19 protein-coding genes are annotated in these 16077 nt (G+C 42.4%); 9 read left to right on the forward strand and 10 right to left on the reverse strand.

All coding sequences use genetic code 11. The annotated features are described in order from the left end of the window. Window positions 1–891, forward strand: a complete 891-nt coding sequence (locus A3C46_04100; protein ID OGQ22984.1) for a hypothetical protein — start codon at window positions 1–3, stop codon at window positions 889–891. Between the two features lie 172 nt (window positions 892–1063). Beyond that, window positions 1064–2101 carry a hypothetical protein gene (locus A3C46_04105; protein OGQ23054.1) on the forward strand — a complete coding sequence of 346 codons (1038 nt, stop codon included), beginning with the start codon at window positions 1064–1066 and terminating at the stop codon, window positions 2099–2101. A 139-nt stretch (window positions 2102–2240) separates the two neighbouring features. On the opposite strand, the gene A3C46_04110 is transcribed toward A3C46_04105, so the two are convergent. The 8 genes from A3C46_04110 to A3C46_04145 form a co-directional block, all read right to left on the reverse strand. Then, on the reverse strand, window positions 2241–3653 hold the full coding sequence (locus A3C46_04110) for a hypothetical protein (GenBank protein OGQ22985.1): 1413 nt from the start codon (window positions 3651–3653) through the stop codon (window positions 2241–2243). Window positions 3654–4002: 349 nt separating this feature from the next. Then, window positions 4003–4263, reverse strand: coding sequence for a hypothetical protein (locus A3C46_04115; protein OGQ22986.1), 261 nt, complete (start codon window positions 4261–4263; stop codon window positions 4003–4005). A 65-nt stretch (window positions 4264–4328) separates the two neighbouring features. Then, the gene (locus tag A3C46_04120) at window positions 4329–4808 is read right to left on the reverse strand and encodes a hypothetical protein (protein OGQ22987.1); all 480 of its coding nucleotides are present in this window, start codon (window positions 4806–4808) and stop codon (window positions 4329–4331) included. 30 nt (window positions 4809–4838) lie between these two features. After that, the gene (locus A3C46_04125) at window positions 4839–5318 is read right to left on the reverse strand and encodes a hypothetical protein (GenBank protein ID OGQ22988.1); all 480 of its coding nucleotides are present in this window, start codon (window positions 5316–5318) and stop codon (window positions 4839–4841) included. Continuing rightward, window positions 5293–5520, reverse strand: coding sequence for a hypothetical protein (locus A3C46_04130; protein OGQ22989.1), 228 nt, complete (start codon window positions 5518–5520; stop codon window positions 5293–5295). Before A3C46_04130 ends, A3C46_04125 begins: the two co-directional genes overlap by 26 nt. 15 nt (window positions 5521–5535) lie before the next feature. Further along, window positions 5536–6336 (reverse strand): ABC transporter, encoded by an 801-nt coding sequence (locus A3C46_04135; GenBank protein OGQ22990.1) that lies wholly within the window; start codon window positions 6334–6336, stop codon window positions 5536–5538. Further along, entirely contained in the window at window positions 6317–7102 is a 786-nt protein-coding gene (locus A3C46_04140; GenBank protein OGQ22991.1) for an ABC transporter ATP-binding protein, read from the reverse strand. Before A3C46_04140 ends, A3C46_04135 begins: the two co-directional genes overlap by 20 nt. Then, complete coding sequence (locus A3C46_04145) at window positions 7099–7863, reverse strand: hypothetical protein (protein ID OGQ22992.1); 765 nt, start codon at window positions 7861–7863, stop codon at window positions 7099–7101. The genes A3C46_04140 and A3C46_04145 overlap by 4 nt, the downstream gene beginning before the upstream one ends. A gap of 96 nt (window positions 7864–7959) precedes the next feature. Between A3C46_04145 and A3C46_04150 the strand changes: the two genes are divergently transcribed. After that, on the forward strand, window positions 7960–9261 hold the full coding sequence (locus A3C46_04150; protein ID OGQ22993.1) for a sodium:proton exchanger: 1302 nt from the start codon (window positions 7960–7962) through the stop codon (window positions 9259–9261). Window positions 9262–9316: 55 nt separating this feature from the next. After that, entirely contained in the window at window positions 9317–10990 is a 1674-nt protein-coding gene (locus A3C46_04155; GenBank protein OGQ22994.1) for a hypothetical protein, read from the forward strand. 38 nt (window positions 10991–11028) lie between these two features. Here the strand turns inward: A3C46_04155 and A3C46_04160 are convergent, their stop codons facing one another. After that, window positions 11029–11391 carry a hypothetical protein gene (locus tag A3C46_04160; GenBank protein ID OGQ22995.1) on the reverse strand — a complete coding sequence of 121 codons (363 nt, stop codon included), beginning with the start codon at window positions 11389–11391 and terminating at the stop codon, window positions 11029–11031. A 23-nt stretch (window positions 11392–11414) separates the two neighbouring features. On the opposite strand from A3C46_04160, the gene A3C46_04165 reads away from it, so the two are divergent. Together A3C46_04165 and A3C46_04170 are read left to right on the forward strand one after the other, a co-directional pair. Beyond that, window positions 11415–12092: a hypothetical protein gene (locus A3C46_04165; GenBank protein OGQ22996.1), complete on the forward strand. Its 678-nt coding sequence runs from the start codon at window positions 11415–11417 to the stop codon at window positions 12090–12092. 2 nt (window positions 12093–12094) lie between these two features. Beyond that, a complete protein-coding gene (locus A3C46_04170; protein ID OGQ22997.1) occupies window positions 12095–13519 on the forward strand; it encodes a hypothetical protein in 1425 nt (474 codons plus the stop codon). Window positions 13520–13767: 248 nt separating this feature from the next. Here A3C46_04170 and A3C46_04175 read toward each other — a convergent pair whose 3' ends face one another. Then, on the reverse strand, window positions 13768–14496 hold the full coding sequence (locus A3C46_04175) for a monofunctional biosynthetic peptidoglycan transglycosylase (GenBank protein OGQ22998.1): 729 nt from the start codon (window positions 14494–14496) through the stop codon (window positions 13768–13770). Between the two features lie 146 nt (window positions 14497–14642). Here A3C46_04175 and A3C46_04180 point away from each other — a divergent pair, with 146 nt between their 5' ends. From A3C46_04180 to A3C46_04190, 3 genes are all read left to right on the forward strand, one after another. Then, window positions 14643–14822 carry a hypothetical protein gene (locus A3C46_04180; GenBank protein OGQ22999.1) on the forward strand — a complete coding sequence of 60 codons (180 nt, stop codon included), beginning with the start codon at window positions 14643–14645 and terminating at the stop codon, window positions 14820–14822. A gap of 122 nt (window positions 14823–14944) precedes the next feature. Then, complete coding sequence (locus A3C46_04185; GenBank protein OGQ23000.1) at window positions 14945–15499, forward strand: dCTP deaminase; 555 nt, start codon at window positions 14945–14947, stop codon at window positions 15497–15499. Next, on the forward strand, window positions 15499–16023 hold the full coding sequence (locus tag A3C46_04190) for a hypothetical protein (GenBank protein OGQ23001.1): 525 nt from the start codon (window positions 15499–15501) through the stop codon (window positions 16021–16023). The genes A3C46_04185 and A3C46_04190 overlap by 1 nt, the downstream gene beginning before the upstream one ends. Window positions 16024–16077 lie beyond the last annotated feature (54 nt).

Raw genomic sequence — 16077 nt, forward strand, 5'->3', positions numbered from 1 at the left:
ATGAAACCAAATAATCATAATGCAAAACTTCCTTTCGAAAAGCGGCCATTTCGTGTTCTGCTGATGGCAGGCTCAGCGCGACGAGAAGATAACTGTCCTGCCGCAAATTCCAAATCACGTGCGCTGATGTTGCGTATGGCAGAACGACTTCCAAAGGAATGGGAAGTTGATACAGAAGATTTAGGGAATAGTTCTGAACGGACACGCATTCAAAGTTGTAATGCATGCGTTTCTACTTCCATGGCGCTGTGCGTTTGGCCCTGCAATTGTTACGAAAAAAACAGCAAAAAAGAACCAGATCTTCTGTGGGATCTCGACCTCTATGCACGACTGGATATGGCAGATGCGTGGGCCTTTATTGCTCCTCTGAATTGGTACGGTCCGACGACGAATCTCAAACTTCTGTTTGATCGGCTTGTCTGTATGAACGGTGGCAATCCTCGCGAAGATATTATCGATCACAAAGATGCGGAGCTCGCAAAAAAACTTGAGCATGATCCACAGTGGAAAACGCTCAGTGTGAATCATCTTGAAGGAAGAACAGCAGCATTCTTTTGTTACGGTGATGGAGGGGGAGATGAGATTGACGAAGCAGGCTCTCCGAAACTTCTTCGGCATAAACATTATTTTGATCCGCAGAAAGAACCCTTTGTCGATCCTCGACAAGCTTATGCTCCGCTTGTCTGGCAATGCCGCTACAGTGGGATTGAAGTTCCAGATGACTTATGGACCTATCTCGAATTTGGACGAGGGAAGAAATACAGCGAGAATCAAATCGAAGATATGGGTGAAGAGGTCTTTCGGCCCTTTGATGTATGGACTCAGCGCTTTGCCGCCTTCGTCGCACAAAAAGGAAAAGTTCCGCCAGGTCGTTATCGCGCTTTCAAATAAATTTTATTTCTGGTAGGACCGATGTCATCGCGAGCCTGAAGGGCGTGGCGATCTCCTGAAAAAACTATTACAGGAGATTGCTTCGTCGCTAACGCTTCTCGCAATGACATCCGAGAAACTTATGTTTCCAATCAAGAAACCTCATCTCCTTGGACTTCTGCCAGAAGCACTCATGAATCACATCAAGATATTGGGTGAAACCATGACCCTCACAGAAGCGAGAAGGGTCCAAGCTCATATTCTTGGAAATGGACATGCTGATTTTTTACTCAAACATCCGATTAAAAAATTACTTCAAAAAAAACTCACTGAACATTTTGAACTTCAGCCTTTAAAAATTCTTGAACGCATCGAAGATCCAACCGATAAAAGTGTGCGCTATCTTTTTGAGTCCTACGATCAAACACTTATCGAAGCCGTCCGTATTCCTTTAAATAAACCGGGATGTTTTACCATTTGTCTCTCATCGCAAGCAGGTTGTGCGATGGCATGTGATTTTTGCGCAACAGGACGACTCGGATTTAAGCGCAATCTGGAACCGTGGGAAATTGTCGCACAATTCTGGCAGATAAGAGCTGAAGCCCTGGGAAGAGTCACTGGGGCTGTCTTTATGGGGCAGGGTGAGCCTTTTCATAATTATGAAAACGTGATTCATGCTGCACGTATTTTGTCTTCACCCAGTGGTTGTTGTGTCGACGCTAAAAAAATTACGATTTCTACCGTCGGACTTGTCCCGTTTATCAGAAGATATACCGAAGAAAATCATCCGTATCGTTTAATTGTTTCTCTCACCTCAGCGATTCCAGAAAAACGAGCAAAACTCTTGCCCATTGCAAGTCGGTGGTCCTTAGAAGAACTTGCTGATGCGATGAAAGCCTATGTGGCAAAAGGGAATGATTTGATTACGCTTGCTTGGGTGCTCATCAAAGGAATGAATACAGACATGGACGAAGTTCTGGCCTTAAAAAAACTGATGGGAGATACTCCCTTCAAGTTAAATTTGATTGATGTGAATGACGCTCGTGCAGATGGTTTTCAGCGGGCAGATGATGTGGAACGAAATAATTTCTTTCATATGTTGCAGAAATTAAATGTCCCCATTGTCAGACGTTACTCTGTCGGCAATTCTCGTCACTCTGCCTGCGGTATGCTTTCAGGAAAACGACTTAAAGAGCTACATGTAATTGAAAACTCAAAAATGTCATCCTGAACCCTTCGACTACGCTCAGGGTAAACTCCGTGAAGGATCTCGTGTGATCACTGGAGATTCTTCGCTTTGCTCAGAATGACAACTGCTCCAAAAAAAAGCCCGCATAAAGCGGGCTTTTTTGTGACACCGTTTGGTGACGTTATTTATCTCGTGTACGATCCCCATCTTGATACGTTGGAGAATCTTCTGCTTTCTTCTCAACTTTAATGGGGGCTCCTGGTGAAATCTGCAAATGGAATTCAACACGTCGATTTTTGGCGCGACCATCTTTGGTCGTATTGTCAGCAATCGGAGCTGATTCACCCATGCCCACCGCCATAATCTTCTCTGGAGCATATCCTCTATTCACAAAGAAGGCGCGAACTGATTGAGCACGCTTTTCAGAAAGCTGTTGATTGTACTCATCTGTTCCGATGTTATCGGTATGTCCTTCAATTCGAACGCTTTCAATTTCGGAACGATCTTTGATATTCGCAAGAATCTCTTCGAGAACACTATGAGACTCAGGTCGAATATCAGCTTTGTTAAAGGCGAAGTGAATTTTATTTGTCGTAATGACTTCTTCTTGTACTGGAGCAGGAGGTGGGGGAGGAGGCGCTGCTTTCTCCTCATAAGGAGCGCGTACAGTCAGTGTTGTAAACACGCGCCAATTCGGCACACCCGCCATCTTGAGTAATCCTGCGCCACCACCCGCAGTGATTTGTACCCGTTGTTTTTCCCCAGGAAGAAATCTCAAAGCTCCATCGACTTCTAAGTTTCTATTGTTCGATTTAAAGAAATTATCGAAAAGGGTCCATCCATGGAGTTCAGTAATAAGTTCAACTGGCTTTGCAATGGCGACATTCATCGCACCACCATAGAGAAATTGATCGTCAATGGTTTGCGCTCCTGGACTTAAAACAACACTTTTGCGCATTTGTCCGCCAGCATTCACCGCAAAGGAGACTCGATCCATAATACGTGTGGTATCGAGGACCACTTTACCTCCTCCTGTGACCTTTCCATTGCCGAGAAAATGTTGATCGTTTCCTGAAGGAAACGTAATGAAAGGGACAAGAGCTAAACCGACAGGAGAGCTTTCATTATTTGCAAGCCTTACTTTCAAATTTAAAAGCACATCTCCAAAATCTTCATTTCTTGTTTGCGCCTGCGTTACCGGAGTCACAAATTGTTGGTAAGGAACTCCACTGACATTCACTCCGAGATTGAACCACTCGGAAAACCCGAGAGCCATTCCTAAATTGAGTGCCAATTGTTTCCGAATCACATCTTGGGTTGTTGCACCTGCTGCGTTTTTAAGGACCAAAGATTTACTGGAATAATCTCCCGTTACACCGATGGCAGATCCCCAAGGTCCTAAGGTCTGGGATTGTTCCACGGTGAGATAATGTCCTTGATCGGTTGCAGGTTTAAAACTTAACGAGTCGAAACTCGTTGCTGCTTGGAGCGTGAACGAAATAAAAAAGAGAGAACAAAAACTGATAAAGAAAACAGATACTTTTTGACGTACCTCTTTGGCAGAATCTTTTAGCTTTTCATCATTCATAATCATAATGGTTTCTCCTTTCAGATGTGAGTGCCGCTGAAAAGGGAATCTATTCGAAAGGAAAAAAGGAACAATCGGGGGAGAGCTGAGTTTTTCATCAGCTATTTCCCTAGGGGATAATGGAACAAAACGTTATAGTCGTTTAACTTTCAAATAGGATATTGTCATCCTCGCGTAGGCGGGGATCCAGAAAGGCTAAACATCTGGATTCCTGCTTTCGCAGGAATGACATCATACGCTAACGAAAAGTTAATTTACTATACAGGGTGTGACGGCAGACAAACCAACTTCACCCTTTCTCAAAATCAAGTGAATGATATTCGAGAGAGTGTTTACCTAAACTGGAGAAAGCTTCTTATTTCAGATGAGCTGAAATGAGTTTCGTCATTTCAAACATGTTCACTTGTTTTTTGCCGCCGAAGACGATTTTGAGTTTGTCGTCTGCATTGATGTTTCGTTTATTCTTGGCATCTTGAAGATTGTTTTTCTTGATATAAGCCCAGAGCATTTTGACAACTTCAGTTCGAGGCAGCGGTTCATTTCCGACAATTGCCGCTAATGCTGCATCTGGTTGGAGTGGTTTCATGAACGCTGTATTCTTTTTCTTTTCTGCCATAATGGCCTCCTTGTGGTGAAGGGTGCTTATAAGCACATTTGATAGAAATGAAAACTCTTTTGTTATTATTTCTGAAATATCTTCATGATAAAGAGCTTTGCCTTTTTATAAATCATCCCTGGGGCTGAGCTTTCGCGCGGACCAGCGACATTCAATACTTGAATCTGATGCTGTTCCATCCAGGCAATGACCTCCTCAGATTTGGGTTCGCGTTTGAGATTGATGATAAGGTAAGGTTTGTTGAACTTCTTTGCGCAGTCGATCGTGAATCTTGTTCCACCTTGAGGTTCCCCAAACGTTAAGATGAGCGTCCCATCTGAATCGCGCATATTCCACTGGGTTCGTTGTTTATATTCGCCCAATGAGGTCTCTTTCAGGGGATATTTGAGATCAAGAATTCCATCTTCCGCGAGTCGACCTTTTGGACACCATCCACCGCAAGGAATGTGGAGCTCGATTGCAGCATCAAGCGCCGCCCGATCAACTCCCGTTTGACCACCAGAAATAATTTTTTGAACTAACTGAGGTTTTTGTTTTTTATTCAAAGATTTTTCTCCGAGTGAACTCTTTGCCTACTATTTCATTGGCTCATTTTTAATCGCCTCTAATTCTTCAACCACTATTAAATCTCGATGACGACCCAGCGATTTTTTGCTTTTGATTAAATCATCTATTGAAATTACATAGCATTCACCACTATACAATTCGATTTTATGAGCATTCTTGAGCACATCATAAAAATTTCCGACAGCTTCTACATGAGAAATAATATCTAAAACACCTAAATCTGTTTCGAGATAGAGATTTTTGATTCCGCTTACATCTTCTGGATATTGTAAAAAAGAGAGTTTGTTTGTCGTCATCCGATGTTTAGGATTAAAAGGTTTAAGCACTGCTCGCAACACATGAATTTGTTCCGGAGATAAAACAAGACATACATCTATATCTCGAGTAGTTTGATTACATCCATGGAGAACAGCCGCAAACCCTCCAATCAGAACAAAATCGAGAGGAGTTTTAACAAGAAATTCAAGAAGGCTTTGCAGATTTTGCACGATGGAGTTGTCCTATGCGTTGTAAAGCTTCGATAGAATTTAAAGTGTCTTGATGTCGTGCTATGCGTTCCTCATAGGAGATTTTGAGATTATCTCGAATAAGCCAAATATCTATCTCTTCTTTGTCCGATGTAAATTGATTGTCTTGAACAGATTGTTTGGTCATGGCACGAATATTAAATGATTTCGCTTCAACAGACAATCTCTTTCATAATAATTACCCCACACTCTCAGCGCTGTAGCGAGCGAGAAGGCCGCTACGAACAGCTCGTCTGTAGGTAAAGGAAAAGAAAAGAGAAGCAAGGAAAATATAAAAAAGTGCAAGTGCAATTCCCAAAAAAAGTGTGATTGAAGGGAGTGGATTCCCCTGCAGAATGGTTCGAATCCCTTCAAATACATAGGATGGTGGCAAGAGAGAAGAGACATGTTGCATCCACATGGGAAGCGTTGAAACGGGATAGAGAACTCCCGCAAATGGCGAAACGATCATCGGAATGGGCCAAATAAACCACTCAGCTGAAGGTCCTAAACGAAGCACAATCGTGACGCCGACAATGCCGAGGGAGACACCGAAGAGAAAAAGAATAAGAAGAAAAGGGAGAATCAACAATCCATACACCGCAAAGCTCAGACCAAAGATGGTGCTTGCTAAAACGAGCATCGTGATCAGCGCAATGAGACTTGTAAGGGTGCTCGTGAGGACAAGTCCGATAATGTATTCGGAAATATAAAGCGGGGATGCAAAAATATTCAAAAAATTTCGCGACCAGACATCTTCAAAAAAAGACATGGAGACGCCATGCATCACACGAATAAAAAAGTCCCAGAGAAGAATCGCTCCTAAAAGGAGAGGAATAAAATTGAGACCTCCGATAGAAAGGGAATTGAGATAACGGGTGAGAAATCCCCACAAAACAATGTCGATGCCAACCCATGCAAAAATCGGCAAGAGTCGCGACGTGGAGCGTAAAAGATAGAGTTGTCGAAGGAGAATAGCGTTAATGCGATGAAGGTGCATATGGTTGATCTCGCGGTAGAGGTTCTCCTGCGACGGCCATAAAAAGTTCTTCGAGCGTTTTCTTCGAATGTTCTTGCAAAAGAACTTTTGGTTTTCCTTGAAGAAGAATTTTTCCATGCAAAAGAAAAAGAACACGATCGCAAACATCTTCGACCTCATACATATTATGTGAGGTCCAAAGAACTCCTCCCTTTTCAGTTTTGGCAAAATTTCGGATCATGGTGCGAATATCGTGAGCTGTTGTGGGATCGAGTGAAGCCGTCGGTTCATCGAGCAAAAGAAGATGTGGACGATTGAGCATTGCCTTTGCAAGTGAAACTCGAGTCTGCTCGCCAGAAGAGAGGAGTCCACATTTCACATTTCGAAATCTTTCCAGACGAAATTGGAGGAGCAAAGCTTCAATACGATTCGAAAGATCTTTGACTCCATAGAGAAGACCGAAGAAGCGCAAGTTTTGAACCACGGTTAAATTCCCGGGAAGTTGAGCATAGACAGCTGCAAAATTGGTCCGCTCAAGAGCGCGCGAACGATGGGTGCTCACATGAAGATTATCAATAATAATGTCTCCCGAGGTTGGTTCAAGCACTCCCAGAATCATATTAATGGTCGTGGTTTTGCCAGCACCGTTAGGACCGAGAAGTCCGACGATTTCATGTTGTCCGACGTCAAAGGAAATATGATCCACGGCAACCGTGGTTTTGTAGGATTTTGAAAGATTTTTTACGGAAAGAACTTTCGAATCAATCAAAGGTTGTGGAGGGTTCATGGGGTGATTCGCTTTTCCGGCTCAAGAGAAAATCTCTCATGCAACTCTACAGGCCGACGATATCTGCGTATGCGGATATTGAGAACCTCAACTCCAAGGGAGAAGGCCATGGCAAAATAAATATATCCTTTGTTGATATGTTGACCAGTTCCTTCAAGCATCAGCATGGCCCCAATCATAAGCAGAAAAGAGAGGGCTAATATTTTCATACTCGGATGTCGATGAATAAATTGACTGATCGCTCCTGCACTCCAGAGCATGACGCCCACAGCTGTGACCATGGCGATCACCATTATCGTGAGATGTTGTGCCATGCCAACCGCCGTGATCACGGAATCAAGAGAGAAGACAATATCGAGTAAAAGAATTTGAAAAAGAATCCAACGAGCGTTTACATGTGAGCTCTGGAGTTGAGTGTCATGCGCATCACCTTCGAGTTTGTCGTAGATCTCATGTGTTGCTTTGGCCATCAAGAAAAGTCCACCTGCAAGTAAGATAAGGTCTCTTCCTGAAACCACGTGTGACCAGAGTTGAAAAAGAGGAGCTGTTAAACTCATGATCCATGCAATGCTTGCAAGAAGGCCAAGACGCGCAAGCAAAGCAAGAGCAATGCCCAATCGACGAATACGGTCCTGTTTTTCCTGCGGGAGTTTTCCCACTAAAATGGAAATAAAGACGATGTTATCAATCCCAAGCACAATTTCCATCGCTGTAAGCGTTGTAAGACTGATGAGACTATCGAGAGTTAAGAGTTGTTCCATAAAACGAATCAATAATGAAATTGTAACGAAAACACAACTCTACTTGACAAAAATATCTGAGAAAATTCATTATCATTTTTTAGAAAAGGAGTCATAATGACCGCATCTGAAATGGGATTTATTGTGATCACGCTCAGTGTGTTGATGGTCAGTGTGCATAGCCTCGGTTATCTCTTCGAACGATTTCGACAACCTCGTTTAGTCGGTGAAATTTTAGCAGGTATTTTACTCGGACCTTTTGTCCTGGGAAAGCTTTCTCCATTTCTCTCAGAATTTTTTTTCGGAAATATGAATGCCACTGGCGAGAAAATGAACACGATTCTGGGATTTTTTTATTGGTTAGGACTTCTTTTGTTAATGTTCATTTCTGGAAGTCAGGCTCGTCGCGTTTTGGCACGTGAAAATCGACGTGAAACAGCATGGATATTAGCCCTTGGAACTTCGCTCCCATTTTTTATAACGCTCATTATAGGATTTTTTGCATTGATTCCTTTAGAACCTCTGATTGGAACTGCACATCAGAGAATTGCAATGCTGCTCGTCTTATCTATCGCTGTCGCGGTAACCTCCATTCCTGTTATCTCGCGTATTTTTTATGATCTGAAAATTCTTCATACACGATTTGCGAGTCTTATCCTCGGTGCGGCAGTGCTTGAAGATATTATTCTCTGGGGAGTGTTAGCCATTGCCACCGCTTTAGTTGCGTCGAGTCATCTTGCAGAACAACAGATGATCAGAAATATGACGATGCATATCGGAGCAACGATTTTCTATATGATCATCGCACTTTTTATGGCTCCCCATTTTTTACGGTGGTTACATCGACAACGATGGAATCTATTGCTCAAGTCTTCATCTGTTGGTTACATTACATTTATTCTTTTAGCCTATGCAGCTCTCGCAGCGTTGATGGAAGTGAATCTAATTTTTTCTGCTTTTCTCGCTGGATTTGGAGTTGTGGGGGGAATGAAAGGATCGGAAAGAGTTCGTTTTTCGGATGCACTCGCTTCCATTGAAAAAGTATCCTTCGGCATTTTTATTCCCATTTATTTTTTGCTGGTTGGATATAAACTTGTTTTTGGAAATGTCTTTTCCTTTTGGATGTTCATTTTCTTTTTGTTGGGTTCTTCACTGCTTGCTTTATTTTCCAGAGGCATTGCAGCACGGATGGCAGGTTTTCAGAAGCTCGATATTTTCAATCTCGCGATTGCCATGAATGCTCGTGGCGGCCCAGGAATTGTGCTTGCAACCGTGGCGTGTGAATCAGGAATTATCAGCGCTGCTTTTTATACAACACTGGTGCTCACCGCCATCATCACATCACAAGCAGCTCAACTGTGGCTCCGCTTTGTGTTGCAAAAGGGATGGCCGCTTCTTTCTACCAATTCTGAAGAATAAACCCTTTTATAAAAAAAGAGTGCACCAGAGCGAAGAACATCATAAAATAATCTTCATGTTCAAATCGCTCAAAGAAAATGCTATTTTTTGGATTCCTTTTTCCCTTCTTATTCTTGTTCTGATCTCTATAGCTGTGGGATATAACACGCTTCATCGAGAATCGACTTCCGCTTTTTTAGAACGACGTGTAGCCACGGCGGAGCTTGCTGCTATGGTTCTTGAAGAAAGGTTTTCTCGTTTGACGGATCTTGGACTCTCACTTGCAACTCGAACTCAACTCCGAAAATTAGTAGGAAAAAATAAATGGAAAGAGGCTATTGAACTTATGAAACAAGTTCCGAAACAGTTTCCTTTTGTAACGCGAGTCTATCTTACCGATCGTAAGGGAACTCTAATGGCCGATGCTCCACACATTCGAAGTACGCATGGGAAAAATTTTTCTTCTCGTGATTGGTATAAAGGAGTCAGTCGCTCTTGGAAGCAGTATTTATCCGTTGTCTCTACACGAACGGGAAAACCACAACTCAACGTCATTGCGGTTGCTACTCCCATTAAACTGAATGATGGAAAAATTTCGGGAATTCTTGTGCTTCAAGTTCCTCTCGATGCTTTTGTGGCGTGGGCCAGGGAAGTTGAAGTCGGCCCGGAAGAATTCGTCTTTTTTGTCGATCCTCAAGGAAATGTTGTCGGTCATCCCCATCTGTCAGTTCAAGAAGGAGAGATTATCAATCTTTCAGCGTATCCACCGGTTCAACACGCGCTTGCAGGAGAAAAGGGGACATTGATTGAACGAGACATCAAAAAGAACAAAAAGATTGTCATCTCCTATGCTCCGGTTCGACGTTACCAGTGGGGAGTGATCGTGCAACAGCCGGCAGAAGTTGCACTTGCTCAGCGAAATAAAAATGTGACTCTTTTTATTATCATCTCTGCTTTTATTTTTCTGATGAGTTGTTTTGCGATGTATGGACTTATTCGTATTCTCCGTTCTCGCCAGAAAAAACATGAAGATCGTTTGCGAGAACTTATTGCCATCAAATCGGAATTTACGTCGATGGTTTCTCATGAACTCCGAACTCCACTGACGGTCATTAAAGAAGGCATGAGCATGGTCGTCGACGAAACCGCAGGTCCTCTCACGGCATCCCAAAAAGAATGTCTCGAGGCTGCGGATAGGAATATTGAACGACTTACTCGTCTTATTAATGATGTGCTCGATTATCAAAAATTGGAAGCGGGAGAGATTTCACTTCATGTTGGAGAATATCATATCAATGAACTCATTGAACAGATGCTGCCAGAGATTCACAGTTTGGCGCATCGAAAAAATCTTCTTATTGTCACCAAATTTGCGGAACAGTTGCCTTCGCTTGTTCTTGATCGAGATAAAATAGTTCAAGTGGTTTTGAATTTCGTCAGTAATGCCGTAAAATTTTCAGAAAAGGGGACCATTACTCTTCAGACAGAAAGAACAAATAATCATATTCGCGTTGCTGTGTGTGACGAAGGAATTGGGATTCCTCAAGAAGATATTTCCAAACTTTTTCAAAGTTTTGTTCAACTCACGCATAGTGGAGGTCGAAAAACAGGAGGAAGTGGTTTAGGTCTCGCGATTTGTCGAAAAATTCTTGAAATGCATCATGGCCAAATTGGAGTGGAATCTGTCTATGGTCATGGCTCAACTTTTTGGTTTTTGCTTCCCATTTCGGATACAAAAAAGCCTGCTTAGTTTGCAGGCTTTTTTGTACTCGAAGCAACATCGCCACATTACTTATTTGTGGTTGGATTTGTTGCGTTTGGAGCTGTTGTTGTTGGGTTCGTTGTTCCGGTGTTGCTGGAAAGAGGCTTATTTGCTGCCTTTTGGAGCTCGTCTGTATAGCATTTGTCGAGCATAGCTCCTACCAATCCCTTTTGTTTGCAGGATTCCCAGAACGCTTTCTCTGTTGCCGTCTTTGGTGTAACGGCTGTAGTTTCAGCGAAGCTCACAGATGCTGCGAGAACGAATGAAACGCCTACAAGACCCATAAGAATTTTCTTCATAGTATCACCCCCTTTCATCTTAAGTGGCGATTGTCTATCACGAGAAAGATGAAATAATAATGAGTTGAAAATTAAAAAAAATTCATTCATAGCTTGTTCATCTGAGGTGGTTTATGCGAATCCTTGTTGCAGAAGATGAATTAAAAGTTCGTAACTTTGTCGTTATGGGTCTTCAAGAAGCAGGTATGGTGACTGATGCGGTGGCAAGTGTCGCCGAACTTCTCTCTTCATTACGTATTACCCGTTACGATGTTTTGATTTTAGATCGCCTCCTCAAAGGGGTCGATTCACTCACTTCTCTTGCCGAGCTGCGCCGTCTTTGTCCCTCCACGAAAATTTTAATTTTAAGTGCACTCGCTGAATGTGATGAACGCGTCAAAGGTCTTACAGAAGGTGCGGACGATTATCTCGGAAAACCCTTTCATGTTCATGAATTAATCGCGCGCATACGAGCTTTGGTGCGTCGTCAGCTTTCAGAAAATCAAAAAATGTATCCCGTGATGGAATATAAAGACGTCAAAATTGATCTGGAACAGCAACGAGCATTTCGTCATGAAAAGCGTATTGAGCTTACCGGAAAAGAATTGCGACTCCTTTCTCTTTTGATGCGACATCCGGGAAAAGTTTTTTCAAAAGCAGAAATTTTAGACCAATGCTGGGATATCAATCATTGTCCTGAAAGCAATGTCGTCGAAGTAACCATCGCGAGTCTCCGTTCAAAGCTCGACCGTACAGATTCACCACGTATTCAAAGTAAAAGAGGAATCGGTTATTGGTTAGGTGAACCGTAATCATGAAATTTTTTTGGCATCCACGCACATCTCTTCAAACCAAACTTCTTGCAGTTACCTGGTTGATGACAACGATTGGTACGATTACGGCTGCGATTGTCAGTAGTAGTCTTTTGATTCGAAGCCATCGTGAATCGATTCATGCGCAATTGCAAACTACAGCGACAAGTCTCATCTCTCTCGGTATTTCAGATTTTTCTGAGCTTGAAGATTTTGAAGGACTCAATGATTTTATTCTGAACGCTTTGAAGATGGAAAAAATTGATAAAATCGTTCGTATTTATAATAAAAAAGGTGCGCTTGTGTTTACGACGATTGGCGTCGACTATGATCATCTTCCGAGTCAGCTCAAACTTCCCATTCCAAAACCACAAATTGTAAACGTTCAAGGACAACAGCGAATGTATGCCAGTCTGATTGTCCCTTATGAAACAGGAAGGAAACGACAACAATTTTATTTACAGGTTGCCATTCCACTTCCTCCGTATGCGGATATTCTTTCTCTTCTCTGGGTTCGAAGTTTGATTCTTTTTGGTCTTCTCATCCTCGTTTCCTTTTTTATCTCATGGTATTTGGCGAAAAAATTGATTCAACCTGTGCGTTTCATTGCTGAACATTTAAAATCGATTGATCCCACCAAAGCGCATGAGCTCAAACCCCTTCACCTTTCCATGAAAGGTGATTTTTTGGATACGATCGTTGAGGGAATGAATCTTCTTATTCTCAGAACGCAAAAGAGTTTAGATCGACTTCAAAAAATGAGTCGATATGTCGCGCATGAACTTCGAACACCGCTGACCATTCTTCGAGGAGAAGCAGAGCTCGTACTCTCGAAACAAGATGCTTCGCGCGAAGAATATGCTCAAACACTGAAAAGTTCTCTCGAAGAAATTGATCGCATGTCAGATATTGTGGCAGGTGTTCTTTCTCTGGATGAACGAAAAAAGATGCGAGCATTGACGCAAGAGTCTTACGATTTACGGACTTGGATTCAAAAAAATGTAACGCGATGGGAAAAAACGTTAGGTCGATCTCTTTGTCTCGATCTTCCATCAACGCCTCAAATGACCCGCCTCGATCCGACACTTCTGTATCATTTGGTGGATAATCTTATTCGAAATGTTCATGCACATACTTCTTCGACCACAATCTGCACTCTTTTTCTGAAGGCAGATTCTTCTCCCACACTTTTTATTTATGATGATGGTCCTGGGGTTTCAGTTCAACTTTTAACAGCATTGAATGCCTCAACAGATGAACTGATCAATGAGCTTGGTATTGGAACACATTTATGCAAAAAAATTGCGGAACTTTGCGATTTACATCTTGCTTTTGCCAACCGACCCGAAGGAGGTTTCCTTGTCACCATCGAATTTCCAGCATCTCTCGATCTCCAAACTTCATCATCTCGCCCTCTTTGTGGATGATATTGAAGGATGTGCACAGTTTTATATCGATCTTTTTGGCTTTCAAACGCTCGATCGGAAATATAACGATACAGGAGAGCTTCGCGCTCTTTGGTTACGTTGCGGCGAAATTATTTTCATGTTCGAAAAAGGTGAACCAGAAACAGAGAGCCACGGAGTGATTGCTTTTTCGATTCAGCGAAAGGATCGAGAAACGTGGAGAAAAAAATTAAACCACATGTCAGTCCCTATCACGCGAGAAAGTCAGTTCAGTATATATTTTCCAGATCCTGAGGGGAGGGCTCTTGCACTGTCTCACTCTCCAGAAGTTCTTGAGTGGGAAGAGGAGCGATAAGTCTGCGTTCGATGAATCTCATTCTTTTCGTGACATGCCGAGGTGGCGGAAAACGTCCCCACTTTTTTGGGCTCGGTAAGATCGAAGCAAGAAAAGCTGCTTCTGAAACCGTGAGATCGGATGCTGTTTTTTTGAAATAGTAATGAGCTGCCGCTTCAGCCCCATAAATTCCTTTTCCCCATTCGGCAATGTTGAGATAGATTTCTAAAATTCGATCTTTCGAAAGAAAATATTCCATTTTCCATGCGATCCAAATTTCGGCGAGCTTCCGCCACACATATTTATCGCGTGAAAGATAGAGATTGCGCGCTACCTGCATCGTGATGGTTGAAAAACCGTGGGAGAATGAACGACGGTTCACATTTCGAAAAAAAGCGTGTTTCATCTCTTCATAATCAACGCCACGATGCTGATAAAAACGGCTGTCCTCTGCTATGACAACAGCTTGTTGAAGATTTTTTGAAATATTTGAAAGAGGAATCCAAGAATATGAAAACGGATGTTCTTCCTGCTTCATATAAGAAGTTTTTTTTATCGAACCAGAACGAAGGGAAGGAATATAAGGAACAAAAAAAAGAGAGAGGAGAAAAACAATCAGAATTCCAATAGATAAACGTTTTTTAAGGCTCAGAGATGACGTCATGCGAATATGGCCTAAACATATCCTTTTCCCCCGAGCAACCGTTTTTAATGGGGATATTGGCTATTTTTCGTTTGACAATTATCCTCTGCTTCTTGAATATCCGTCGCACAAAATAATGCCTTTAAAACCCTTATAAGGAGGAATGTATGGCAGCAGAAACACTGGTCGTGGTCTCAAAGATTAAGGATTTTGTGAAGTCAAAAGGTTTCCGTACGTCGGAAACAGCAGTGGACGCTCTTTCAAAAGCAGTTGAAGAGCTCTTAGGCAAAGCCATTGAGCGTGCAAAGGACAATGGCCGTCAGACCGTAAAAGATTCTGATATTTAATGTATTTGTAACAAAGAGAAGACAAAAACGCCCCCATTATTTGGTGGGCGTTTTTTATTTTTTCTGACATACCAATAACTGACAGTTAGTTACTGGTAAAATCGCCAAAACTGGAGGAAAAAGTGAGTATAAAACCTGATACCTGGATCCGTAGGATGGCGCTTGAAAAGGGGATGATCGAACCTTTTGAAGCGACGCAAGTTCGAAATGGTATTTCATACGGGCTTGGATCTTATGGTTATGATTTTCGGCTCGATCGAAAATTTCGTATTTTTCGAGCGGGAGCCGGAATTGTCATTGATCCAAAAAACGCTTCCACTTCGTTTGATGATCTCATTGCCGATGTGTGCGAAATTCCTCCTCATAGTTTTGTGCTTGCGCAAACCATCGAATATTTTCGTATTCCCCGTGATGTCGTAACGATCTGTTATGGCAAATCGACCTATGCTCGTTGCGGAATTCACGTAAATGTCACTCCTTTTGAGCCAGAGTGGGAGGGGCATGCGACGATTTCCATTACGAATGCGAACAGTGTTCCTGCAAAAATTTATGCAGGTGAGGGAATCGGTCAGCTCCTCTTCTTGCAATCAAACGAACCTTGTGCTGTTTCTTACGCTGATAAAAAAGGGAAATATCAGGCACAAAAAGAAATCACTCACGCTAAAGGATCAGGATAATGACAACTCATACGTATACGATTCAACGACCAGAAAAGCTCTCTTTATGGGAGAGGCTTTATCTTCCCGAAATTTTTCGAGGCATGTTTATTACTGCTCGCCATTTTTTTCGGAATCTTTTTCATATGGATAAACGGATGACCATTGAATTCCCCGAAAAAAAGAAACAATTACCTCCGGGATATCGCGCTGAACATCGTTTAATGTTACGAGAAGATGGTTCTGTTCGATGTACGGCGTGCATGCTTTGTGCAACGATTTGTCCTGCTCGTTGCATTGAAATTGAAGCTGAAGATGTGGGTGATGACAAAATTGAAAAGCGCGCGAAAAATTTTACCATTAATGAACTTCGCTGTGTCTTTTGTGGTTTTTGCGTTGAAGCCTGTCCTTGTGACGCGATTCGCATGGATACCGGAAAATTCGAAAACTCTACGTTTGATCGTAAAACCGCAATTTATGACATCAAGAAATTGATCAATAATCAAGCGACTGGATCGAGCCAACTATCACAGGGGTTATATTGACTATAAACTTTTGTCATCCCCGCGAAAGCGGGGATCTCATGAGATTCCCGCTAA

It is taken from the genome of Deltaproteobacteria bacterium RIFCSPHIGHO2_02_FULL_44_16 (assembly GCA_001798185.1).
Lineage (GTDB): Bacteria > UBA10199 > UBA10199 > 2-02-FULL-44-16 > 2-02-FULL-44-16 > 2-02-FULL-44-16.